Source organism: Algimonas porphyrae, assembly GCF_041429795.1.
Lineage (GTDB): Bacteria > Pseudomonadota > Alphaproteobacteria > Caulobacterales > Maricaulaceae > Litorimonas > Litorimonas porphyrae.
This window is the reverse complement of sequence record NZ_CP163424.1, coordinates 837,288-860,823: the sequence shown is the minus strand read 5'-3', so window position 1 is coordinate 860,823 and position 23,536 is coordinate 837,288. Positions and strand designations below refer to the sequence as shown.

The window sequence follows — 23,536 nt, the reverse complement described above, 5'->3', positions numbered from 1 at the left end:
CTGCGCGGTCATCCTGCTCTTGTTGGGAGGGTGTAGCCCTGATGCCAGTCTGCCCCAGGCGGGCGGGCCTATAGACTGGGTCGCGCTCGACGGGGGCTGTTTCCGCATGGGTGAAGATCGTGCCTATCCTGAAGAGCGCCCCGCCCACAGAACATGCGTAAACGCATTCGCTATCTCCAAGACGGAAATAACGAATGCGCAATTCGCAACATTTGTGTCAGACACAGGCTATGTGACCCGCGCTGAGCGCGGATGGTCAGCAGCGGATCCGAATGGTCCCGGTCTTGATCTCGCGCCGGCCTCCGCAGTTTTCCGGCCCGGCAAAACAGATCCCAAGCGCGCACTGGAGTGGTGGTCGCTTGTTGAAGGGGCTTCATGGCGACATCCTGATGGCATCGGTTCAGAAGCCAAACCGGACTGGCCCGTCGTTCATATTACCCGCAGCGATGCAGAGCATTTTGCGCAATGGGCCGATGCGCGATTAGCGACGGAAGCAGAATGGGAGTTTGCAGCCCGCGGCGGTCTTGATGGGGCGCTCCTCAGCTGGACGCAGGCAGAGGATGCTGAGCGCGACCGCATGGCCAATATCTGGCAAGGCCTGTTCCCTTTGATCGACGAAGGACATGATGGCCATATCGGGGTTGCACCCGTTGCATCCTACCCGGCCAACCCCTTAGGCCTCCATGATATGATTGGCAATGTCTGGGAATGGACAGCCACGCCTTACCGTCCCGACCATACCAGCAGACACCGCACATCCACAGCCAGTTCAAGCGAGGACCCTGCCCAACCAGACGCCGCCGTTGGCACCATCAAGGGAGGCTCCTTCCTCTGCGCAACGAGTTACTGTCTGCGTTTTCGCCCGGCCGCGCGACAGGCCCAGGACCTGGCATTTGGTACCTCGCATATCGGCTTTCGAATCGTGCGTGACCGGCCCTGATCAGAGACAATGATCAACCATTTGTGCTCCGCTCAAGCGGGGCGTTTTCTTCCGGGCGAAGGCATCCTGTGTGGCAGCCATGACGGCCCGGTTGACGGGTACGTCAATCCCGAGCCGTTTGGCCCGGCGGATGATCTCGCCTTGCAGATAATCCAGCTCCGATCCGCGCCCCTGCTCCAGATCGTCGAGCATGGATGAACGCGCGGTCGGATCGATCTTCACGACCCGTTCCATGATCAATCGGTAGAGCCAGTCCGGCTTGGCCATGATCCGCAGCAGCGCCTCCGGTTTGCGACCATTGAAGGTGGCCACATCGATACCCTCCGCCTCTGCTACGGACAGCCCTTCACGTATCATGGCGATCAATACGCGGCGATAATCCTTTTGGACCAGACCGTCGCGCAAGGGACCGCCCGAGAGGGCGTTCAATGCATTGTTCAGATTGACCAGCAGCTTGGCCCAGAGATGCGCGTCAATATCGTCGACGAGGCGAAGACCCACCCCTGCCGCGCGCAGCGGGTCGATCAACGCGTCAGGTGCGTCCGGCCCGATAATCAGATCCCCTTCCGTCCCGCGGTGGAATTGTCCCGGCGCTGGCATTGTGACATTGAACGGCACGACGGCCCCGCTGATGCGCTGCCCCGGCAGGGACTCTCGCAAGGCGGGCAGGTTCGAAACGCCGTTCTGGAACGAAATGACCCAGGCCTTCGGGGCCTGTTCACGAATCATCTGCGCCGCTTCCGCTGTGGCTTGGCTTTTGACGCATAGGGCAATGAGGGTCGCGTCGTTCAGCGCCGCCTGATCCGTATGAAACGCAATATCGTGCAGCGTGACCGGCGCGGCATCATAATGGCTCAAGGTCATCCCCTGCGCGGCGATCATCTCCGCATAGCGCGACCGTCCGATGAAGCGCACGGACCCGCCGCCCTGCAGCATTCGTCCGCCCAGATAACAGCCGATCGATCCGGCACCCAGAATGGTGACGTCGGGACCGCTCATGAGGGCGAGGTCGCAAGCGAGGTCTGGGGCAGGCTTTCGGGCAAGGTCAGCGGCTCCGCGCCGAACATCCAGCAATTCTCCTTGCCGAAATACATCTCGCCCGCCGGATCGAACCAGGTCGGAAGACCGAATAGGCCCCGCGCGACGGCGGCTTGCGTCGCCTCCATCAGGGCCTGCTTGATCGCCGCGTCCTGCGTGCGGTCGACCATGGCGTGCCCGGGCAATCCCGCTTCGTCGAGAACCGCCGCCAGAATGTCCGGCTTGGCGATGTCGCGTCCCGTTTCCCACATGGCGGTCTGCACCGCAGGAAAGAACCGATCGACGACACTGTCTTCGTGCGCCACCATCGCCGTCCGCATGGCAAGCAGCGTATTGACCGGAAAATGCGGATTCATCCGGAAATCGATCAATCCGTACAGAGAGGCAAAGCGCCGGATCTCAGCCATCATATACTGCATCTTGGCCGGGACGCCGGCAAAGGCCTGCCAGGGCGGCTGATTATTGGCGCTCTTGAAAATACCGCCGATCAGGGCGGGCTTGAGATCGAGCGTCAGACCTTCAACGGAAGATAGCGCTTTCCACGCGAGATAGACATTCGGGCTGCCGAAATCATAATAGAAGTCCAGTGTCTTCACCAGGTCTCTCCATAAGGTCTGAGGTCGAGTTCGAAGGTCCAGGCGTCGCGGTGCTGGCGATGCAGATGGACATAGTTCTGTGCGATATGGTCCGGATTGAGGATACGGTCCCGCGCCCGTAGCGAATCCACGCTGGGCACATTCTCCCGGATGAAGCGCGAATCGATCATCCCATCCACGACGACATGAGCGACATGGACATTACGCGGACCATATTCCCGGGCTGCCGACTGAGCGAGATTGCGCAGTCCCGCCTTGGCGGACGCAAACGCCCCGAAGCCCGCACCGCCCCGCAGGGAGGCGGTCGCCCCTGTAAAAATGAAAGTCCCGCGTCCGCGACCCGCCATGCGCGGCAGCACATTATGCGCCGTCAGGAAGCCTGCATAGCAGGCCATCTCCCACACTTTCTTGAAGACGCGTGGCGTCGTATCCCCGATCTCGAACCGGACATTCGCGCCGATATTGAAAACGCAGACCTCGATCGGGCCGATGGTGCTCTCGATCTGTTCGACCAGCGCGGCCATGTCCGTATCGTTCCGCGCATCGACGCCGAAGGGCGTTGCGGCGCCGCCGAAGGCACGAATCGCTCCGGCCAGCACGCCGAGCTGCTGCATATTACGTGGTCGCCGTGTCACACAGACATGATATCCCTCCTTGGCAAAGGCACGGGCAATGGCGCTGCCCGTATCTGCGCCGGCACCAATGATCAGAGCGGTTCGTGTGGTCATCCGTCGTCTCTGTCCATCGAACTGGTGGAAGACAAGGGCCGTCCCGCTTCAACGCCGCAGGGCATCCAAACCCGGATGAAGCTAGAGCCGCTCCGAGACCGGCATTAGAGGGACCCCATGCGCACGACTTTTTCTGACCTGATCCAGAACACCGACCCGCAGGTCGAGCGCCTTCCCGATAGCTGGAAGCAGGGACGCACCGCCTATGGCGGACTGACCGCGGCGCTAATGCTGGTCCGGGCGCAGGCAAGGATCGATGACCTGCCGCCGCTGCGCTCGGCGCTAATCAACTTCACCGGGCCGGTCAGCGAGCCACCTTGGATCGAGACGACATTGCTGCGTCGGGGCCGGAACGTGACGACGATGGAATCAAACGGCGCTGTTGACGGCAAGACTGTGTGCACCGGGACGTTTTCCTTCGGCGCGGCACGCGACAGCCATCTGCATGTCGATCTGCCTGCCCCGGACACACCAGACCCGGAAGCGTGTGAGCTGTTTCTCGGCGGTGATTCGCCGTTCATTCCGGCCTTCACCCGGAACTTCGAGACCCGTCTGATTGCGGGTAGCCGTCCCATGTCCGGCGGCACTTCCAAGCGTTTGCGTTGCTGGGCGCGCCACGCGGACGAAGCATCTCGCACAGGCGAAGCGGCTCTGCTCTGTCTGGCTGATATTCTACCGCCAGCCGCCCTTACGGTCATGCAGCAGATCGGTCCAGTCAGCTCGATGAGCTGGATCTGCAACATTCTGCGCGACCCGGAGACGGACGATGGCTGGTATCAGGTCGAGGCCGAACTGACCGCGGCGCTGGACGGCTACTCGTCGCAGGTGATGCGGATCTGGAATCGCCGCGGCGACCTGATCGTCGAGGGCATGCAATCGATCGCGATCTTCGCTTAGCGGCCTTCTGGACCTAATCCGTTGCGGGCTGCGCCGCAGGCTTTCCCATCAACTTGTGCACGATGCTGGCCACAATCAGGCCCAGCCCCGCTCCGATTATCATGACCGCACGGAATAGCAGCGCTGCGATTGTCGCAGGAGCCGCCGCCACGGCAAAGCCTGCCAGCGCCCCGACCATGCCGCCTTCGCGCAGGCCGACATTGCCAGCCGGACTGGGAATGGAGCTGGCGAGATTGCCGATTGCGATAGCTGCAAGAGCGATGGGGTAGCTCACCTCTAACCCGACCGCCAGCAGGCAGAACCAGACCAGCACTGCGCGCACTGCGTAAAGCGCCAGCGTAAAACCGAGAACCCGACCGATCTGAGCCCGGGTCAGTGCCGCACCGGCTCGGAATATATGACGCAACAGTCGCGCCGCCACGGACAGGAATCGCCCCCAGGCACCGGAACCCGTATCGTCTGCCCGTTCGACGAGACGGCCGAGAAAGGCAGGCGGATTTTGCGAAGAGGCCAGAAGATACAAGATCAGCAACGCCACCACGGGTCCAATTAGCGGTACGGCACTATCCAGTACGAAAAGTCCGGCCAGCCCGGAAATCGCCAAGGTAGTGGAAAAGCCGATCATTCGCATCAGGAAGGTCGCTGCTGTCGCGTCCTCCGCCGCTGCGCCGCATTCTTCCAATCTCATGACGCGGTAAATATCGCCCCCCAGTGTTCCGACGGGTAGCTGTGCGACGCAGGTCATGCCGTAGGTAATCTTGGCATGCAGCGTGCGGTGCGGTTTTACACAGGGAACCAATTGTTCCATCCGCATGACCTTCAATATGTCATGCGGCAGGACGATCAGAATCGCGGATAGCAGCCAAGATGGTTCGGCCTGCTTGAATGCGGCCTGCCACTCCGATGGTGGGGCGACCTGCCAGAGCGCCCACCCCAGGGCGATGATCATCAGGCCCATGATCCACGGGCTCTTCATCAACGAACGGAGCTTAGCCAGACGTCCGTCTGCACGGTTCTTTCTGTCAGCAGAGGGATCCGCGCTCATACGGCGACGCAATCAGCTCGGAGCCGGATTGATGTTCGTGATAATGTTGACTGCAGCGCTATGATGTCATCCTTACACTGATTGACAGAAGTGTGACGCCCGGATGACTGAAGCGGTTCCGAAAAAAGATGACGCCAAGGCGTGATCAGGCGACGACGGCGGCCTCTATGCCGGTCCCGTTTCGTTCGACAGATCGTAGAGATCCGCAAGGACTGCTTCCGTCGTCGGCCAGCGACCGGCGCCCTTACCGCGAATGACATAGCGGTCGCCATCCGTGAAATCGAACACGGCATGGGCGTCTTCGCCGTCCGCCTTGGCTAGAAAATTATTGGGCGATAAAGCCCGCAGACGTAGATCAGCGATCAGCTCTCCCGTATCGGCTGAGACACGGGCCACGCGTTTCAGCACGGTCCCGGGTTTCTTGCGCGCATCGACCAGGGCCAGCGTATCGCGCTCGATCTGGTTCGGGCTGATCTGTTTTCCGAAACCGAGCAGGCTGACCAGTCTGATTTTCGCCGCTGCATCATGGCCATCTACATCGGCCGTCGGATCGGCCTCTGCATAGCCGCGATCCTGCGCGATTTGCAGCGCGTCTGCATAGGACATGCCGCCGTCCATTTCACCGAGCATGAAATTGGTCGTCCCATTGAGCAAGGCTTCGACGCGCGCGATCCTCCCCCTTTCGCGAAGACACATTTCCAGCACCGGCATGCCGCCACCTGCCGCTGATGAAAACAGCAATCGCGCCTGTGATGCCGCCGAATGATCCAGCAGATCCTGTCCGCCTGCGGCGATCGCCTGCTTGTTGGCGGAGACGACATGCACACCGCGCGACAGCATGTCCCGAGTCAGACCGAGAGCCGGTTCGATCGGCCCGGAGACATCAATGAAAATGTCCGGTTCAGCGGCGAACAGATCGGCAGCGTCAGTCGTCAAAATCGCTTCCGGATAGCCCTGATCGATATATTTTTCCGGGCTTCGGACCATCACCCGGACAATCTCGAACCGGTCCGCATGGTCGGCTACGCGGCGCCAGACGCCGCCGCCGACAATCCCGAGCCCCATCATCGCAATCCGCAGCTTGCGCGGCCTGGACGCCGCAACTGGCGGATCCGACACATCGCCGACCTGCGTGGAAATGGCCGATCCCGGTGTGCCGATGCGAAAGCGCTGTCCGACCCCTTCCGCATAGTCGAGCGCACGCGACGCGATCAGCGGTCCAGCCTTGCGACGGACATCGGCGTAGGACACACGCTCGTAACGGCGGAGCGGCGCGTCCGACCTTTCCTTCGGATCCCGGTCATACACCCCGTCCACATCCTTGAGCAGCAGCGCCGGGGCACCGAGCTGATCGGCGACATAGAGTGCCGTCAGATCCGAGCCTCCCTGCCCGAGCAGGACCGCGCGATCCTTGTCCCCGATCGCGACGAACCCCGGCATCACCACGATGTCGTGATCCTTGAGGTCCTGCATCAGCTGTCCGCTATTCAGCCCCGTCAGTTCCGCATTCATCGGATCGCCCATTGCCGTCAGACCCAGATCCCGGGCCTGCCGCACGAAAGCGGGCGCGCCAATCCGCTCAAGCGCCAGCGCCAGCAGCGCAGCAGAGCGACGTTCGCCCAGCTGCAGCAATTCCGGCAGGTTCGAGGCACCGCCGCCATCGGACATGCCTTCGGGTCCGATCCGGCGCGCTTCGGCCAGCAGTACATCCGTCTGATCGCCCTGAGCGGACGTCACGGCGACGATATTCTGACCCATGCGGTAATGGCGATAAATCTCCGACGCCGCATCCGTATAATCAGACAGCGAGCGCAGAACCGAATGGCCGAAATTCAGAACGAGTGTAGGAACGGGCATGGGAAGGCCCTGTAGCGGGCTTTTCGCGCGGCGCAACAGGCCGCTTGCGCTTATCGCCCTGTCGGCTAGGCGAGGCGGCATGCTCCGGTCCCGCTTCCATTTCGTCGTCCTCCTTGTCGCAAGCCTTGTGCTGGCTTGCGCCCCGTCAGGAAAGACTCAGACAATGCCGGACACGGCGACCGCAGACACGGTCATGAAGGATGGGCCCGGGCGCAAACGGATCGCCCTGACCTATGATGATGCGCCGCGCGGTGACGGCGCGATTTTTTCGGGCCCCGCGCGCACGCAGGCGCTGTTGAACGCCTGGGACGCAGCTGACACTGGACCGGTCGCGATATTCGTGACCACTCAGGGCCTCGACAGGCATGAAGGTCGCGCGCGCACTCAGGCCTATGCGGCGGCGGGGCATCTGATCGCCAATCACAGCCATAGCCACCCTTGGGCCAGCCGGACGGACACGGACGCCTATATTGCCGATATCGACCGCGCCGAGACGAACCTGGACGGCTTTGCCAATCGGCGCAACTGGTTCCGCTTTCCCTTTCTGGATGAGGGCGGGCGCGGTGAAGCCGGACTTGCTCTTGCCAAGCGCGATGCTTTGCGGGGCGCGCTGAAAGCGCGCGGCCTGATAAGCGGTTATGTCACAGTCGACACATATGACTGGCATATGGAGCGGTTGTGGCAGCAGGCGGTTCGGGACGGTCGGTCCGTCGACCGTGCGGCTCTGTCTCGAATATATAGCGATATGGTGGTCGAAGCGGCCAATCATTATGACGCGATGAGCATAGCCGTCCTCGGGCGACGCCCGGCGCAAGTCCTGCTCCTGCATGAAAACGATCTGGCGGCGGCATTCACGGTCGACATGGTGGCGGCCCTGCGCGCCGATGGCTGGACCATTATCGATCCTGATACGGCTTTCGCCGATCCCATCGCCGATCATCTGCCAGACACGCGCTTTTCCGGTATGGGACGTATTGCGGCGATCGCCCGCGATGCAGGACTAAGCGGGGCAGAAACCTTTGATCACTGGTCCGCTAGCGAGGCCGGTATTGAGTCGCGAATGGACGTCGCCGGCGTCTTCTCCGACTAGAGGACCGCCCCGCCAAGTCTGAGTTCGAGTGCCGTCACCCGCTCCGAGACCGACGTCAGCGTCGGATAGAGGCGACTGGCTTCCTGATAGGCCTCGAGGGCTTCGTCAAAGCGTCCCATCCGTTCCAGCACATTGCCTAACGTCCAGAGCGCGTAGAAATGGCGCGGTTCCAGTGATAGGGCGCGGATCGCTTCACCGACCGCACGGGAGAAATCGCCTTCCTCCAGCGCCAGGCGCGAAGACCGGGCCCAGCCTTCGGCAAAATCGGGCTCCAGACGGGTTACATGGTCGAACAGTGTCCGGGCCAGTTCGGTCCTATCGCCCGTCTGCGCCGCCGCTCCGCGACGGAGCACAAGATTAACCGACGCACTGCCGCTATCGAGCCAGACGGCCCAGATTTCTTCGGCGATCAGATTGCCCGCTTCCTCGGTTTCGGCTTCGGACAGACGCGCAAACATATCGTCCAGTCTGGCGGCGCGTTCCTCGTTCGAGGACAGGCGGGAATAGTCGGGTGCCTCTGGAATCTCGGTGGAATCGGCCGCCGAATCCGTGGTCGGTGCGTCCAGGATAATGTCCTCGAGTGGATCGCCTTCAGATTCTGTTTCGGGTTCGGCTTCTGGCAGGGGCGCGGGCGGCGGCAAATCCAGATTCGGCGGGACCAGCGGTTCGGGATCGAGCACCAGAGGGGGCAGAGGTGAAATCTCGACTCTCTCACGGTCCGGCGGCTCATCGTCCGTTTCAACCTGCGCAAAGGCCGGCGAGACGAGCAACGCAACCAGCAAGACTATGAGAAGAGCTTTCACCCGGACAAAATGAAGCCCCTCGCCCGGCAGGGCAAGAGGCCATGACATTATGAAACTGTCAGGACGGCGCGCTGCATCGGGACGAAGCGCAGCCATCGGCGTCACTTAGCCTTGGCGGGCCTTGAAACGAGGATCGGTCTTGTTGATCACGTAGAGGCGACCTTTGCGGCGAACCACCTGGCAATCCCGATGACGGTTTTTCAGCGATTTCAGCGAGCTGCGGACTTTCATGGCTCTATGTCCTTCAAACGTACAAATGCGGCAAAATTGGAATTTCGGCGCTTCTTAAAAGCGGAAGCGGGCACATATGATCTGCGCGCGGTGAAGTCAATGGACCTGCTCAGCGTTAAGGATATTGACGTAACCGTCATCTTAGCCCCCTATCGGAGGACATGACGGGCTGATAGTCTTTCCCCCATGCGAATGATTATCCCCACTCTGCTTTTATCCGTCTCGCTCACGGCCTGCGCCTCCACGTCGCAGCAATCCGCCATCTTGGCGAGTGATGCGGTTCCCGCGCCGACAGCTGTCATGACTGCGGCGACGGCAGCGACTTCGGAGCTCAGCCAGCAACAGCGCTTCGAAGCGTGGAAAGCGGACTTCACCCGGCGCGCACTGGCCAAAGGTTATGCGCCCAACCTGCTGGCGGCGACCATCGGACGGGCGCAGATCAATGAACGCGCTCTGGAGCGCGATGCCGACCAGCCCGAATTTACCCGCCCGGTCTGGTCCTATATCCAGACAGCCGCCAGTCCCGATCGCGTCTCGCGCGGCAAGGCGGAGTTGGCCGAACATAATGCCCAATTCAATCGTCTGGAGGCGACCTACGGCGTTCCGCGCCACGTTCTGGCAGCGATCTGGGGTCTGGAATCCTCTTATGGGCGCATTCTCGGCACGCACAATATCATCGATAGCCTGGCGACCTTCGCCTTTGAAGGGCGGCGCACCACCTTTGGTGAAACACAGCTGTTTGCGACGCTCGACCTGATCCAGTCGGGATCCGTCAGAGCTGATCAGCTGGTCGGGTCGTGGGCCGGGGCGATGGGTATGACCCAGTTCATTCCCTCGACCTTCCGCGATTATGCTGTGGACTTTGATGGCAACGGCAACACGGATCTCTGGACGTCGGAACTGGACGCTCTAGCTTCCGCTGCCAACTATCTGACCCGCTCGGGCTGGAAGCCGGGTGTGCCGGTCATGTCCGAAGTCGTCGTTCCGGCCAATTTCGACTATTCCAAGTCGGAAACGGTCAAGCAGAGCGTCGCCGCCTGGACGGCTCTGGGCGTGAAGCCCTCCAACGGCATGCGTTTTTCCGACGCCGCCAGCCAGATGGAAGCCAAACTGCTGGTCCCGGCAGGGCACCGCGGGCCGAAACTGCTGACCTTCCATAATTTCGACGTGATCAAGCGCTACAATAACTCCACCAGCTATGTGATGGGCATTACGACGCTCGCCTCTGCCCTGAACGACTATACGGTTATCCGCACGCCTTGGCCGGAAGGGGACGAACCGCTATCCTTCATCGATAAGCAACGCATGCAGGAAACGCTGACGGCCATGGGCTATGACACGCAAGGCGTGGACGGGCTGATCGGCCCCGCGACGCGGCGGGCCATCCGCGCCTGGCAGAGCGCCAACGGCCTGCCCGCGGACGGCTATGTCGAGCGTTCGCAATATCTGCGGATGATAACGCCGCAGCGCTAGGTTCCGGCGCCGCATCATGCCGCCGCCCGAGCCCCTGACGCGCACGCCAGCCCCGTCACTTGATTTTTCGCGCCCCGGCACGCCGGCTGCGGACGATTTCGGCGATATCTATTTCTCGACCGATGGCGGACTGGACGAAACGCGCGCCGTCTTTCTGACGGGGTGCGGTCTGCCAGATGGCTGGCGGGACCGTGACATGTTCACTATCGCGGAGCTTGGCTTCGGGTCGGGGCTGAACTTCTTGGCCACATGGCAGGCCTGGTTGGACTCGGGGGCGCGTGGGACGCTGCATTATATCTCCGTCGAGGGGTTTCCCTTTGCAAAGTCCGATTTGGAACGCGCACTCGATCATTTTCCAGAGCTCGCCGACCTGTCACGCCGACTGATCGGTGGCTGGCCCGGTCCTGTCCGCGGTATTCACCGCCGCCATTTCGGTTCGGTCACGCTGACGCTGATCCATGACGCCGTTGCCTCGGCACTCGCTTCGCAGCGCTTTCATGCCGATGCCTGGTTCTTGGACGGCTTTTCGCCCGCCAAAAATCCCGCCATGTGGTCGCCGGACATGATGGCGGAGGTCGCGCGCCTGTCCGCGCCGGATGCGCGTCTCGCGACCTTTACGGTGGCCGGAGCCGTCCGGCGCGCCCTTACCGAGGCTGGTTTCAAGGTCGAGCGTGTGGCCGGGTTCGGCCGCAAACGTCACAGGCTGGAAGCGCGGCGGACAGAGACCCCTACCCCTCGCGGGAACCGCCCGGCGGCGCCGACGATCATCGGCGCAGGCATTGCCGGGGCCTCCATTGCTCAGGCCTTTTTGCGGCGCGGGATCGTTCCGACCGTGCTGTTCGACCCCGACCACCCGGCAGCGTCCGCCAATCCCGCTGCGCTGATCAAGCCGCGTCTGGACCTGCAGGACCAGCCCGCATCGCGCTTCTTTCTATCGAGTTTTCTTTATGCGCGGGAGGCCTACAAGGACGCTGTCCTCCTGGAAGGGATCACGCACCGTCCCAAAACCGACGCAGAAGCGGACCGGTTGCAGCGGATCGCCCGGCAGGAACCGCTCGGACCGGGGCATCTGCACTGGACCGGGGACAGTCTGGATATGCCGAGCGCTCTGACGATCGTCCCGCAAGCCGCCCGTGAGGCGATGCTGGCAGGCGTCACGCCCCGCCCTGGCAGAATTGACGATCTGTCGGCTCTGTCAGGACCGCTGATCCTGGCGAGCGGATATGGCGTGCGCAGCCTGCTACCGGATGCCAGGTTTCGCTTTTCTCGCGGGCAGTTGAGCTGGACGCAGGGCACGCTGGATCGTCCCGTCACCTATGGCGGTTATGCCGTTCCTCTGGATGAGCACGTGGATATGCGCGTCCTGATCGGCGCGAGTCATGAGCGGATCACCGATCACAGTCAGGCTTTCGCCGTCCGGGATGAGGACGATGCGGCCAATCTGGCACAGGCCCGCAGTCAGGGCTTGGATCTCGGCCCCTCGGTTCAGCCCCTGCGCACGAGCGTGCGGGTCAATACGGCCGATACGCTGCCACGGCTGCTATGTCCGGACACGGAAAAGGCCGGAGAGAACACCAAGACTGATCTCTGGGTCCTGTCCGGCCTTGGGTCACGCGGGTTTGTCTTTGCCCCGCTTTTGGGTGAGGCGCTGGTCAGCGCCTGGCTGGGCGAGCCCTCGCCGCTCGACGCGGCGGTGATGGACCGTCTTAATCGTCGCCCCGGTTGAAATCGGCCGATCCGGAAATCTCTTTTGTCAGCGACCCGGATATGGATTTGACATAGACATCCCCGGAGCCCGAGGCGCGAATATCCGCATTGCCGATAGCGGCATGAACATTGACGTCTCCCGAACCCGAATTTCGGATCATCAGTTCCGGAACTTCGCCATTATCGACTTCGACGTCGCCGGACCCGGATTTCTCAACGGAGAACGATCCTGACAGGCGTTCGATCTCGACATCACCAGAACCGGATTTTTCGATCGTGACAGGCCCTGATACGTCATCAATATCAATATCGCCCGAGCCGGATTGCTCCAGCGAAAAGGACTGTGTGGCATCGATCTCGACATCGCCGGATCCGGATTTTTCGATCTGCGTCGGTCCAGTGGACCCCGCTTCGATATCACCGGAACCCGACTTTTCGACTCGCAGCGACGCGGTATCGGCGAGAATGACATCATAGCAGCCACCAACTTCAAGATCGGCTGCGCCCAGATCGACGCTGGCTTCGAGCCAGGGATAGCTGTCACGGATCGTCAGGGACGATCCTGCAGCAACGCTGATTTCCAATTCCGGATACTCTTTGAGACGAGTTTCGCCGGATGAGGACCACCCGCCAATGGAAATGTTCCAGTTTCCGCCCGGGACATTACAGGTTTCGCCGCGCTCCCTGCGCGTCGTCCCGCCGTCGATCTCGATGCTGTCGCCGTTTTGGCTATATTGCAGATCGCCCTTGCCGTTGCGGATGACGGTCAGGCCGTCCGTGCCTTCGACGATGGTGATCTTTCCGACGAAATCGGTGACCGTAATGTCGGTCGCCAAAGCGGGTGTCCCAATGAGCGCGCCGAGCAGCGCGGTTGTTGTCAGTAATCGCATAATTATAGCCTCACGCGGATAGGTGTACCGGATTTCAGTCGCAATTCGATCTGAAAATCACTGGTCTTGGCGGGCAGTGTTTCTACCCCGTCCGCCGTGATCTCGACCCCGATTCCCGCGGCGCTGATGCTCAGGCCTTCGACCGGATTGGTCGGCAGGGCAATCTGCGGTACGTTGACTTGCGGCATGACGGTGATGGCACTCACCAGAAAAGCTGTTGCAGCAAAGTTCATTTTCTCTCTCCCTTTTAATTTCTGATGCGAAGGCCAAAAGCCTTCGCCGGTTGGCTTCCGGGCCTAGCTTTCCAGGTCCCGGAAATCGCGGCGCAGTTTCCACTCGCGCGATGTGACGGACCGTTCGAGGTCCTGCAAACGCTCTTCCAGCGAGCGGAACTTGGACCGGACATCGGAATAGCTGGTGCTATCGATCGCTTCGCCGCCGATCACGGCCGTCTGACCTGAACGACGGGCCTTGCGTTCGGCGCGGTGACGTTCACGCTTTTCCCGGACATAGGGCGCCCGCTTGTCCGACGGGATGAATATCCACATCAGAAAGTAGACCAGGACGGGCAAGCCGGTGAAGATCACGGCCAGAACAAAAAAGATCCGCATTGGTCCGTGGTCGATCCCGAGCCAGTCGCCGAGACCGGCGCAGACGCCGCCCAGAATGCCGTCGATCTTGTTGCGGCGAAGCTTGGGGCGCGCATTATAGTCGCTGCGTTCATGCTGTTCCCATGCGCCGTCTTCATCTTCCCAGCGTTCAGTCTTTTCGTAACGGCGGGTCATGATTTGTCTCTCCAGTTCGGGATTTCGTCGTCGAGAATGCGTTCCAGCACTTTGACGCGTTGATCGAGAATGTCGGCAATGCGCGACATTTGTTCGAGCTCGGCACGGTGGGTTCCTGATTCAGGCGTTCCGCCACCGCCCATGCGCTCCTTATGTTGATAGTGGGTCTTCAGCATTCCGGATGCGACGCCCATGACAATGGCGACGATCGGGATCATGAAAACCAGGACTTCGGGCCTGAACATTATTATCTCTCTTTTCTCGTTACGGGTTGATCGGGTGGTTGTGCGCCCGAGGGGTGGTGCGTGGCCTCACGAAGGGAATCGTTTCAGACCAGCTTGGGGGAGGTCCCCCGGGCGCATCTGTCGCCTTGCGGCGTTTCGATCAACTCGCCTTTTTGGCCGGTTTCGTCGACTTGTTCGCAGCTTTCGGCTTGCTCATGCGGGCCTTCAGCGCGGCGAGCTCGTCTTCAAGCTCCTCATCGTCTTCGAGTGCGGCAAACTGGGCTTCCAGGCTTTCACCTTCGCCGAGATCGAAGGCCTCGACATGGGCTTCCAGCTCGTCGACCTTGCGCTCCATCCGCTCATAGCGGGACAGGGCATCATCGACGCGTGTGTCCACAATCTTGGTCCGCATCTTGACCTGGCTCTTGGCGACCGAGCTGCGCATAGTCAGCGACTTATGCTTGGCTTTGGCTTCGTCGAGCTTGGTCTGAAGTTTGGACAGATCGATGTCGGCCTTGGCGATGGCCTCGTCGAGCACTTCGATTTCCTTGGCAACCACATCGGCCATATCATCGGCCTGGCGTTTTGCCTGCAAAGCACCGCGGGCCAGATCTTCCCGGTCCTTGGTGATGGCGAGCTCCGCCTCGGAGGCCCAGTCATCGGCGCGCTTGCGGTAATCGTCTTCGCGACGCGTCAGTTCCTTGCGCTCGGCAATATGACGGGCGGCGTCGGTGCGGACTTCCACCAATGTGTCTTCCATTTCCTGAATGATCAGGCGGGCGATCTTTTCAGGATCTTCCGCCGCCTCGATCATGGCATTGAGGTTGGAATTGATGATGTCGCCCATGCGGGAAAAAATACCCATGTGTCTCGTCTCCTTTTGAGAATGGTATGTCCCGGAATTTTCAGGCTCCGGGACTGGCGATTAGTGTGTCTTCGCCGCTAGGCGAAGATGACGGCGAGGAAGAAGCCTGCAGCGAAGAAGCCCCAGCATTCCTTGTCGCGGGTCGTCAGATACTGGACGAAGCGAGCGCCCTTGACGCGCCAGCTATCCTGTTCGCGGTAATCCATTACAGGATCTCCTCATAACAGGCTGTGGCACCGTGCATCGGCATGTAGCCGTAGCTGCCTCCGGTCCGGACGCTCATTGCGGCAAAGCCGCGACGGCGGCGAGCCCGGCGTACGGAGCGCGACGGAGCCGCGTTCCCGTTGATGGCATTCAGATCATTGTCGATGGTGCGGTAGGTCATCATCGTCTCCTTTCTTCGTCTCTTTCTCTTCGTTGTGACCCGGTGATCCGGGCCGCTTGTCTTGCGAAGTTTTCGTCTCCGCTTCGATGATTTGAAAATGGCTTAAACCCGCCGCTCTGTCACGAAAAACTAAACTATTGAAAAAATTGAACTTTTGAAATTTCTTATCGCAAAACGGCAAATGACTTGGTGAAAAATACAAGAAATTTAGCTAGATTTACTACATTGTTTGGCCTATTTATCCAAATATGCCGATCCGGTCCCAACCCATAGGTCAAAGCGAATCTTTCATGGTCCTGATGGACCGCGTATCCGATCTGGCCGCGATGGACCGACCGGTTCTGATCGCGGGCGAACGCGGGACGGGCAAGGAACTGATCGCATCGCGCCTGCATTTCCTGTCGCCGCGCTGGGAACAGGTGAATGTGCGCGTCAATTGCGCGGCCTTCACGCCCGAAGAGCTCGACCGGGAATTATTCGGACAGACCTTTATGGATGGACGGGCCGATACAAATGGCCGCGTCTATGAAGCCAATTCAGGCACATTGTTTCTCGACGCAGTGGAAACCCTGCCAATCCATCTGCAGGAAAAGCTGATGCGCACGATTGAGCATGGCCAGATTCAGGCCACGGGCGAACTGCATGAAGAAGATGTCGATGTGCGGATCGTCGCTGCGACATCGACCGATCTGCCAAGCCGGGTCGCGCAGGGACTGTTCCGTGCGGACCTGCTCGACCGCTTGGCATTTCATGTCATCACCCTGCCGCCCTTGCGGCGGCGACCGGACGACATTTCTCCACTGATTGAGCATTTCGGGCGTATTGCAGCGCGCGACCTGGGCGCAGATCAGTTTCCCGGCTTCACAGCCGAATTGCAGGAACAGCTGCGCAACCATCCCTTTCCCGGCAACGTGCGGGAGCTGAAACTGATGGTGGAACGCAGCACGGTGCAAGCATTCCTCGCGGATGAGAGCCTGAGCGAACCGATCGACAGGGTCGATCTGGACCCTTTCGACAGCCCCTACCGACTAAGTCCAACCGCGCACTCTATAATGTCCGGGCCTATAACATCCGGGCTGAACCCACCCCAGCTGCCAAGCGCGCCCCTCATCCCTGCACCGCAAATGGGCGCAGCCCCGGCACCGATCATCTCGGCGGTGCCCGCTGCCGGGCATGCAACGGAGGTCGAACCGGAGAGGAACGAGGTAGCATCCGGCTTTTCCGAGCGGGTTCTGGCTTTTGAACGGCGATTGCTGGACGAGGCGATGCGCGCGACGAATGATCATCAGGGGCAGGCCGCCAAACGGCTGGACCTGTCCTATCACCAGTTTCGCGGGCTACTGCGAAAACATGGGATGAAGAAGTAGACTGACGCTTCGCGGCATAAGAGGTCTGGCCCCGCCTACCAAAAGGCGGAGCCAGACCAAGCGCTCGCCGACAGCCGTATGATCACCCCCATGACCATACAGATCCGTCAGTATCGCGCCTAGCGATCAAGGCGTCCCACATAGCCGCCCGTTCTGCCGAAACCCGACTGACGGGGCGGCCATGAATGCTGAATGAACAAAGTGAGGTATTGATAGGTTTTGACGATGATACAAGTTGGAACGAACGATTGGACGAATGATACAGACTTCGGTAGACAGATCCCAATCGCCGACTTCGCGCCCCCCTCCGCGCGTTGACAAGAGCGTCAGGTACGCCCCGAACATCCATCTACCCAAGGAATACGCCCGATGAACGACATGTCTCCAATGAGCGGCAAGTGCCCTGTCATGCATGGCGGTGCGACACGCAGCACCGCGACCTCCACCAAGGACTGGTGGCCCGAAGCCCTGAACGTCGAAATCCTGCATCAGCATGATGCCCGGTCCAATCCGATGGACCCCGATTTTGATTATCGCGAGACGGTCAAGACGCTCAATGTCGATGCTCTGAAAGCCGACCTGCATGCGTTGATGACGGACAGTCAGGACTGGTGGCCCGCCGACTGGGGCCATTATGGCGGCTTGATGATCCGCATGTCCTGGCATGCTGCCGGAACTTACCGCACATCTGACGGTCGCGGGGGCGGCTCGACCGGCAACCTTCGCTTTGCGCCGCTCAATAGCTGGCCGGATAACGGCAATCTCGACAAGGCACGCCGCCTGCTCTGGCCGATCAAGAAGAAGTACGGCAATGCTGTCTCCTGGGCCGACCTGATGCTGCTGGCCGGAACCATCGCCTATGAAAATATGGGCTTGAAGACATTCGGCTTCGGCTTTGGTCGCGAGGACATCTGGGCGCCAGAAATCGACGTCAACTGGGGCGAAGAGCAGGAATGGCTGGCCCCGTCGGAAAATCGCTATGTCAATCTGGAAGATCCGGAAACGCTCGGCCCGAATCTGGCTGCCGTGCATATGGGTCTTATCTACGTCAATCCGGAAGGCGTGAACGGCAATCCGGACCCGGCCCGGACCGCGCAGCATATTCGCGTCACCTTCGCCCGCATGGCGATGAATGACGAAGAAACCGCCGCCCTGACGGCGGGTGGACACACGGTCGGCAAGGCCCATGGCAATGGCGATGCGGGCGGTCTGGGCCGGGAGCCCGAAGGCGGCGAGATTCACGATCAAGGCTTTGGCTGGATGAATCCGAATGCTGACGGCAAAGCTGGCAGCCACGTCACATCGGGCGTTGAAGGTGCTTGGACAACTGAGCCGACCAAATTTGATATGGGCTATTTCGACATGCTGTTCGGTCACGAATGGGAACTGACGACCTCACCTGCTGGTGCCAAGCAGTGGAAGCCCGTCAACATCGAAGATGTCGACATGCCGATCGATCCCGACGACGGCACGACCCGCACCATGCCCGTCATGACAGACGCCGACATGGCGATGAAGGTCGATCCGGTCTACCGCGAAATCTGCGAACGCTTCATGGCGGACGAAGACTATTTCCGCGACACGTTCGCCCGCGCCTGGTTCAAGCTGACGCACCGCGACATGGGTCCGAAAGCCAACTATATCGGACCCGACGTGCCGGACGAAGATCTTATCTGGCAGGACCCGATCCCGGCCGGTCCGACCGGCTATGATGTGGACGCACTCAAGGCGAAGATCGCCGCGACGGACCTCACCCCTGTCGAGATGATCAACACGGCCTGGGACAGTGCCCGCACCTATCGCGGATCCGACAAGCGCGGCGGTGCCAATGGCGCGCGCATCCGCCTGGCCCCGCAACGCGACTGGGAAGGCAATGAGCCGGAGCGGCTGAACCGCGTCCTCGCCGCCCTCGAGCCGATCGCGGCTGAGACCGGCGCGTCTATCGCCGATGTCATCGTTCTGGCAGGCAATGTCGGTATTGAACAGGCTGCAAAAGCGGGCGGCTTCAATGTCGAGGTTCCGTTCGCGGCGGGTCGCGGCGATGCAACCGCTGCCATGACAGATGCTGAGAGCTTTGACGTTCTGGAACCGCTAGCGGACGGGTTCCGTAACTTCGCCAAGGACGGCTACGCCTCCAAAGCCGACGAAATGTTTCTAGACCGCGCCCAGCTCATGGGTCTGACGGCCCCGGAACTGGTCGTCCTGCTCGGCGGCATGCGTGTCCTGGGCACCAATTATGGCGGGGCACAGCACGGCGTGTTCACAGACCGCGAAGGCGCGCTGTCGACCGATTTCTTCGTCAATCTGACGGATATGTCCAATAGCTGGCATCCCGTGGGTGACGATCTGTATGAAATCCGCGACCGTCAGAGCGGCGACGTCAAATGGACGGCCACACGCGCCGACCTTGTTTTTGGCTCCAATTCGATCCTGCGCGCCTATGCCGAAGTCTACGCCCAGGACGACAATCAGGAGAAGTTCGCCAAGGACTTCGTCTCCGCCTGGAACAAGGTCATGATGAATGACCGGTTCGACCTGATCGACTAGACTGCGCCCATCGACCCGAGCGCAAAGGCCGCGTCGCTGCAAAGTGGCGCGGCCTTTTCCATCAAGCAGGACAATCTGAGGTCAGCGCCTTGAGCAAACTACGCGAGGGCATTCAATATTCTGCCCGCGATCCAGGTGATGCCGTAAACGCCCGCTGGCAGCCAAGCTGGTAATACCCAGCTGACGAAGAACGCCTCGAAAGCGGGGCCATCCTCTCTGGCTTCGCGCGCGAAGCTTTTCCATTCGCCATAGCTCCAGACCGGAAAATGGAATGCCAAATAGAGGAGCGGAATACTGACAAGAAGTATGTTCGGCGACAGCCCTTTGAAACCCCCAAAAAAAGCCAGGCCCAAGCTCATGAGAATCATGGCGATCGGGAAGATAGGCGTGAAGTACTTTATGCTTGAAAGTCCCCTGCCGTAATTTATCTGGCTGCAGGCGCCTTCGCTTTATAAATAAACTGTCCTGCATCGTTGAGCCGGCGCGAGACCAGACCGCGCCCTTTGAGGCAGTTCAGATGAGCGACGCTTTCGCCGACGGCCATGATGCGGTTGCTGTCATTGATCGGCCGGCGGAACAGGACGGAATAGACTTCCGTGGCGCGTTTCGGATCGCGGCAATGTTCATACAGACGGTCCAGCGCCTTTTCGTGATGCTCGATCAGCTTATTGAGCCGCTTATGCGCGCCTCGGAAGGGAATGCCATGGGCCGGGCCGATCAGTGTGTCTTCGGGCAATTCGGCGATCAGCTTGTGGCAAGAGGAAATCCAGTCATCCAGCGGATTGCCTTCCGGTTCAGTCGGCCAGACGGATACATTGGAACTGATATTGGGGAGCAGCTGATCACCCGTCAGGCACAGGCCGAGCTCTTCGCAATAGAGGCAGGCATGTTCCGGCGAATGGCCCGATCCGATGATAACACGCCACATCTTGCCATTGATCAGCCCCCATTCGCCGTCCGTCAGCCGGTCATAAGCATGCGGCAATTCGCTGACCGCCTTGCCGAAGCCGCCAAACCGTTTCTTGTAAAGCTCGATCTGCTCCGGCGTGAAACCGGCCTTCTGGTAGAATTTGATCCCCGCCGAGGGGGCCGGATGGCCCGTATCGGCAACCAGAAGGCGACAAAGAAAATACTCGCCCCGTGTCATCAGTAATGGCGCGCCGAACTTGCGGCAGATCCAGCCCGCCAGCCCGGTATGATCCGGGTGAAGATGGGTACAGATGACCCGGTTGACCGGGCGACCGCCCATCAGGTCCCGGAAATGGCCCTCCCACTGGCGCTTGCTCTCCGCCATGGCAATGCCCGTATCGACCACGACCCAGCCGTCCCCGTCACGCAGCGCATAGAGATTGATATGGTCGAGCCCCGCCATTGGGAGAGAGAAGCGCAGCCAGAACACACCGTCGGCCAGCTCTCGCACCTCGCCCGGCTGCGGGGCTTCGTCGGTGACGAAGTCGAGCATGCGCGAGGAGCGATCTGTCGGTAGCAGCGATGCATCCTGGGGACTGGCGGGCGTCTTGGCTTTGAGAATGGCAGGCTTTTTCATGGGTCTGTCTTAGTCCGAAACCGCCAATGCCGTCCATCGGCAGTCTTGCCTGCGATCCATGCAGGGATAGACTCCGTCAGACTATTGCGTGTTCACCTGCTTTGGAGCGCGAAATCCAGGGATAGAGCATCAGCGCGATCAGGACCGGGGCGAGTATGTTGAGCGGCACAGCGAACATATCCGTCAGGCCGTGGACGGGGCCTGTCCATTCCAGACCCGTCACCACGACCAGATAGAGACCGAAGATAAACGCAAATTGCGTATTCTGTCGCGTCCAGGAAACAGGATCATGGCGATCAGCCCGAACGCCACCTGACACGGCCCAAAGGAAGACAAGGGCGAATGCACACCCCGTGACCAACGGAGATACCCAGGTCAGATCCCATTGCACGCCGCCCGTATCGCCGTAAAAAATGTTCCGTTTGTCAGCAATGAGTGGAAGGTAAAGCGCATTGGCGAAGGGCAGAGCGTGCCAGACGATCAGAAGGGCCGCGAACGGAGCCTTCGGATTGCGAAACCCCATCCACAGGATCGTTACGCCCAGAATGGCCTGATAGACCAGAAAGAGCCAATCCCCTTCCCAACCCACACCGCGATACATGGTGTTGAACCACTCCACGCCCCAAGCATAGCTGTTCTGACCGGATAGGGTGCGCATCATGGGGAGCCATGTCGTCCATAGGCTCAACGCCGTCATGAACAGGATAATATTCCGCATCATGACGGGACGCGATGAAATGAGCAAACGGATCATGGGGTAGGGTCTGCTTCCCCGGCTATCCGCGCCAGACCTGCGAGCGCGCGCTCATTGTCCGGATCACCGCTCAAAGCCTGCTGGAAGGCGGGGTCGGCACCCTCAACATCGCCCTGTTCAAGCCGGGCGCTGCCCAGCAAGGCGTAAGCATGCGCGACCGGCGACAGGCGTTTTTCATCAAGGCTGGGCCTGCGGGCGATATACTCTGTCAGCATGCGCTCTGCCGCCGCCAGGTCGTCGACAGCATAGACGCGCGCGGCAGCCTGCAGGTAAAGCCGTTCCATGACGAGCCAGTCATCGGGCATGTCCGGCTCCGGCCATTGGTCCAGAAGGGTCCGCGCCTTATCGGTCTTGTCCGCCAGGATAAGCCGTCTGACATATTCCGACCGGACGGCATGATCCTGCGGCGTCAGGGCGAGAACGTCGCTCAGCGCCGCCATGATGACATCGGTATCCCCCTCGGCTTTGGCGGCCATGACCTGCATTTGCGCAGCCCGAACCGGATCGAGCGACCTCAACTCAGCAATGCGTAAAGCCGCTTTGTCCCGACTGCCGCCAGCAATGGATGGGGCGTTGATCAAAAAGCCGATTTCGTCAGTCCGGGCATCCAGATTATCAGGCTCTATGGCGAGGGCGTCAGCCAGTGCGCGACGATAGGTTCTGGCCGCCGACAGCGCTTTGAGGCCGCCCGCATCGTTCAGCCGCGCCCGGTAGACAGACGCCAGAGCCATATGCGCCGCTGCGCAGCCATCGGCCCGGTCTGTCAGCGCCTTGGCCTGCTTTTTCGCCTGTTTGAGATCACCTTGCGTGATCAGGGCCTCAATCGCTTGGCGCTCAGTTTCGACGCCCTGACAGTCATCTGCCAAAGCCGGGCTCGTCAGCACAACCAGGATACTGAGGGCCAATATCAATCGCTGACTCTGTATTACTCGTCGGCTCATAGCTATTCTCTCATTTCCGGTGGTGAGGCATTTCAGCGGGGCCCAATCCACGCGCCGCAATGTCGCGCAATCTGAAGCGCGCGAACAGATAGGCATGCCAGAGATTGGCAAATTCCTGCATGCGATAGCTGATCTGCGCGGTCTGCTCCGCATCCGCGCCCCCGGACGCCAGATCGCGTACATCCATTTCCAGCGCGGACACCTGTCGGATCAATGCGGCCATCGCAGCCATTCTGTCGATCAGATCCGGGACCGCGCTCATGAACGGCTTGACGGTCAGAACCAGCTGCCGATCGATATCGTTGAAGGTTGGCGCTGAAGCGTGAAAAATCGGCACTAGAATACCCGCGTCCATGAGGTGCCGGATGAACGATGGCGCGACATCTGCCGCCGCAGCCATATCCTCGATTGTATTATATTGCCGGTCTGAGGAAGCCCCGGACCCAACGGACCGATGCAAAGACAGGGCAACTTCGGGTTCGACACCTTTCCGGACCAGCTCCAGAATGCGCTTCAGCTGCGCAAGAGGCAATTCCGGTGCAACCCGCTTGATCCGCTCAATCGCCCTCAATCCTTGCAGATGGATGTCGCTGTAGAGCGCGGAATTTGCCGTCGGCCGAACGGGTTCGGGTAACAAGCCCTCGCGCACATAATAACGTATGGCGCTGGCCGGTAATTGGCAGGCGCCCTCCAGATCTCTCATCCGAAAAGTATTTTCCATAAGTAAAAACTATCACTTATCACTTTATAGTCAAGCAGTGATCAAATTCGGCTGCTCGCTGGAACGATTTCTCCACCGTGCGAGTGTGATCATCAGGGCGCACCCC

26 protein-coding genes are annotated in these 23,536 nt (G+C 60.5%); 7 read left to right on the top strand and 19 right to left on the bottom strand.

All coding sequences use genetic code 11. The features are described 5' to 3' along the window. The first annotated feature begins 19 nt into the window (after window positions 1-19). Entirely contained in the window at window positions 20-940 is a 921-nt protein-coding gene (locus tag AB6B39_RS04295) for a formylglycine-generating enzyme family protein (protein WP_371398757.1), read from the top strand. Here AB6B39_RS04295 and AB6B39_RS04290 read toward each other — a convergent pair whose 3' ends face one another. Genes AB6B39_RS04290 through AB6B39_RS04280 form a run of 3 tightly spaced genes read right to left on the bottom strand, consistent with a single transcriptional unit; the run spans window position 941 to window position 3,302 of the window. Beyond that, a complete protein-coding gene (locus tag AB6B39_RS04290) occupies window positions 941-1,939 on the bottom strand; it encodes a 2-dehydropantoate 2-reductase (RefSeq protein ID WP_284373259.1) in 999 nt (332 codons plus the stop codon). Then, complete coding sequence (locus AB6B39_RS04285; RefSeq protein WP_284373261.1) at window positions 1,936-2,574, bottom strand: 2-hydroxychromene-2-carboxylate isomerase; 639 nt, start codon at window positions 2,572-2,574, stop codon at window positions 1,936-1,938. The genes AB6B39_RS04290 and AB6B39_RS04285 overlap by 4 nt, the downstream gene beginning before the upstream one ends. Next, complete coding sequence (locus AB6B39_RS04280) at window positions 2,571-3,302, bottom strand: SDR family NAD(P)-dependent oxidoreductase (RefSeq protein WP_284373263.1); 732 nt, start codon at window positions 3,300-3,302, stop codon at window positions 2,571-2,573. The genes AB6B39_RS04285 and AB6B39_RS04280 overlap by 4 nt, the downstream gene beginning before the upstream one ends. A gap of 117 nt (window positions 3,303-3,419) precedes the next feature. Between AB6B39_RS04280 and AB6B39_RS04275 the strand changes: the two genes are divergently transcribed. Then, window positions 3,420-4,199, top strand: coding sequence for an acyl-CoA thioesterase (locus AB6B39_RS04275; protein ID WP_284373265.1), 780 nt, complete (start codon window positions 3,420-3,422; stop codon window positions 4,197-4,199). Window positions 4,200-4,212: 13 nt separating this feature from the next. Here AB6B39_RS04275 and AB6B39_RS04270 read toward each other — a convergent pair whose 3' ends face one another. Further along, on the bottom strand, window positions 4,213-5,244 hold the full coding sequence (locus tag AB6B39_RS04270; protein ID WP_284373267.1) for a lysylphosphatidylglycerol synthase transmembrane domain-containing protein: 1,032 nt from the start codon (window positions 5,242-5,244) through the stop codon (window positions 4,213-4,215). Between the two features lie 165 nt (window positions 5,245-5,409). Further along, entirely contained in the window at window positions 5,410-7,182 is a 1,773-nt protein-coding gene (locus tag AB6B39_RS04265; protein ID WP_284373270.1) for a hypothetical protein, read from the bottom strand. Between AB6B39_RS04265 and AB6B39_RS04260 the strand changes: the two genes are divergently transcribed. Further along, complete coding sequence (locus AB6B39_RS04260) at window positions 7,181-8,191, top strand: polysaccharide deacetylase family protein (protein WP_284373272.1); 1,011 nt, start codon at window positions 7,181-7,183, stop codon at window positions 8,189-8,191. The two genes, AB6B39_RS04265 and AB6B39_RS04260, sit on opposite strands and share 2 nt — an antisense overlap. On the opposite strand, the gene AB6B39_RS04255 is transcribed toward AB6B39_RS04260, so the two are convergent. Together AB6B39_RS04255 and ykgO are read right to left on the bottom strand one after the other, a co-directional pair. Continuing rightward, entirely contained in the window at window positions 8,188-9,042 is an 855-nt protein-coding gene (locus tag AB6B39_RS04255) for a tetratricopeptide repeat protein (protein ID WP_371398695.1), read from the bottom strand. The genes AB6B39_RS04260 and AB6B39_RS04255 overlap by 4 nt on opposite strands. A 57-nt stretch (window positions 9,043-9,099) precedes the next feature. Then, window positions 9,100-9,225, bottom strand: coding sequence for a type B 50S ribosomal protein L36 (ykgO, locus tag AB6B39_RS04250; RefSeq protein ID WP_284373277.1), 126 nt, complete (start codon window positions 9,223-9,225; stop codon window positions 9,100-9,102). Window positions 9,226-9,411: 186 nt separating this feature from the next. Here ykgO and AB6B39_RS04245 point away from each other — a divergent pair, with 186 nt between their 5' ends. Together AB6B39_RS04245 and mnmD are read left to right on the top strand one after the other, a co-directional pair. After that, window positions 9,412-10,698: a lytic murein transglycosylase gene (locus AB6B39_RS04245; protein WP_284373279.1), complete on the top strand. Its 1,287-nt coding sequence runs from the start codon at window positions 9,412-9,414 to the stop codon at window positions 10,696-10,698. A 16-nt stretch (window positions 10,699-10,714) separates the two neighbouring features. Further along, on the top strand, window positions 10,715-12,424 hold the full coding sequence (gene mnmD / locus AB6B39_RS04240) for a tRNA (5-methylaminomethyl-2-thiouridine)(34)-methyltransferase MnmD (protein WP_284373281.1): 1,710 nt from the start codon (window positions 10,715-10,717) through the stop codon (window positions 12,422-12,424). On the opposite strand, the gene AB6B39_RS04235 is transcribed toward mnmD, so the two are convergent. The 7 genes from AB6B39_RS04235 to AB6B39_RS04205 form a co-directional block, all read right to left on the bottom strand. Further along, the gene (locus AB6B39_RS04235) at window positions 12,405-13,295 is read right to left on the bottom strand and encodes a GIN domain-containing protein (RefSeq protein WP_284373283.1); all 891 of its coding nucleotides are present in this window, start codon (window positions 13,293-13,295) and stop codon (window positions 12,405-12,407) included. The two genes, mnmD and AB6B39_RS04235, sit on opposite strands and share 20 nt — an antisense overlap. Window positions 13,296-13,297: 2 nt before the next feature. Beyond that, window positions 13,298-13,528, bottom strand: a complete 231-nt coding sequence (locus AB6B39_RS04230) for a hypothetical protein (RefSeq protein ID WP_284373285.1) — start codon at window positions 13,526-13,528, stop codon at window positions 13,298-13,300. 63 nt (window positions 13,529-13,591) lie between these two features. Continuing rightward, on the bottom strand, window positions 13,592-14,080 hold the full coding sequence (locus AB6B39_RS04225) for a PspC domain-containing protein (protein ID WP_284373287.1): 489 nt from the start codon (window positions 14,078-14,080) through the stop codon (window positions 13,592-13,594). Next, complete coding sequence (locus tag AB6B39_RS04220; protein ID WP_284373289.1) at window positions 14,077-14,325, bottom strand: hypothetical protein; 249 nt, start codon at window positions 14,323-14,325, stop codon at window positions 14,077-14,079. Before AB6B39_RS04220 ends, AB6B39_RS04225 begins: the two co-directional genes overlap by 4 nt. Window positions 14,326-14,464: 139 nt before the next feature. Next, window positions 14,465-15,169: a phage shock protein PspA gene (gene pspA, locus AB6B39_RS04215; RefSeq protein WP_284373291.1), complete on the bottom strand. Its 705-nt coding sequence runs from the start codon at window positions 15,167-15,169 to the stop codon at window positions 14,465-14,467. Between the two features lie 77 nt (window positions 15,170-15,246). Beyond that, window positions 15,247-15,375: a hypothetical protein gene (locus AB6B39_RS04210; RefSeq protein WP_284373294.1), complete on the bottom strand. Its 129-nt coding sequence runs from the start codon at window positions 15,373-15,375 to the stop codon at window positions 15,247-15,249. After that, on the bottom strand, window positions 15,375-15,557 hold the full coding sequence (locus AB6B39_RS04205) for a hypothetical protein (protein ID WP_371398694.1): 183 nt from the start codon (window positions 15,555-15,557) through the stop codon (window positions 15,375-15,377). Before AB6B39_RS04205 ends, AB6B39_RS04210 begins: the two co-directional genes overlap by 1 nt. 245 nt (window positions 15,558-15,802) lie before the next feature. On the opposite strand from AB6B39_RS04205, the gene AB6B39_RS04200 reads away from it, so the two are divergent. Both AB6B39_RS04200 and katG read left to right on the top strand, forming a co-directional pair. Continuing rightward, on the top strand, window positions 15,803-16,921 hold the full coding sequence (locus AB6B39_RS04200; protein WP_284373298.1) for a sigma 54-interacting transcriptional regulator: 1,119 nt from the start codon (window positions 15,803-15,805) through the stop codon (window positions 16,919-16,921). Between the two features lie 387 nt (window positions 16,922-17,308). Beyond that, the gene (gene katG / locus AB6B39_RS04195; RefSeq protein ID WP_348520197.1) at window positions 17,309-19,468 is read left to right on the top strand and encodes a catalase/peroxidase HPI; all 2,160 of its coding nucleotides are present in this window, start codon (window positions 17,309-17,311) and stop codon (window positions 19,466-19,468) included. A gap of 98 nt (window positions 19,469-19,566) precedes the next feature. Here the strand turns inward: katG and AB6B39_RS04190 are convergent, their stop codons facing one another. From AB6B39_RS04190 to AB6B39_RS04170, 5 genes are all read right to left on the bottom strand, one after another. After that, the gene (locus tag AB6B39_RS04190; RefSeq protein ID WP_284373302.1) at window positions 19,567-19,827 is read right to left on the bottom strand and encodes a hypothetical protein; all 261 of its coding nucleotides are present in this window, start codon (window positions 19,825-19,827) and stop codon (window positions 19,567-19,569) included. Window positions 19,828-19,892: 65 nt separating this feature from the next. Continuing rightward, the gene (locus AB6B39_RS04185; RefSeq protein ID WP_284373304.1) at window positions 19,893-21,014 is read right to left on the bottom strand and encodes an MBL fold metallo-hydrolase; all 1,122 of its coding nucleotides are present in this window, start codon (window positions 21,012-21,014) and stop codon (window positions 19,893-19,895) included. A gap of 76 nt (window positions 21,015-21,090) precedes the next feature. Continuing rightward, on the bottom strand, window positions 21,091-21,768 hold the full coding sequence (locus tag AB6B39_RS04180; protein ID WP_284373307.1) for a hypothetical protein: 678 nt from the start codon (window positions 21,766-21,768) through the stop codon (window positions 21,091-21,093). Next, complete coding sequence (locus AB6B39_RS04175) at window positions 21,765-22,709, bottom strand: tetratricopeptide repeat protein (RefSeq protein WP_284373309.1); 945 nt, start codon at window positions 22,707-22,709, stop codon at window positions 21,765-21,767. The genes AB6B39_RS04180 and AB6B39_RS04175 overlap by 4 nt, the downstream gene beginning before the upstream one ends. A 10-nt stretch (window positions 22,710-22,719) precedes the next feature. Beyond that, window positions 22,720-23,430 (bottom strand): MerR family transcriptional regulator, encoded by a 711-nt coding sequence (locus tag AB6B39_RS04170; protein ID WP_284373311.1) that lies wholly within the window; start codon window positions 23,428-23,430, stop codon window positions 22,720-22,722. Window positions 23,431-23,536: the final 106 nt, after the last annotated feature.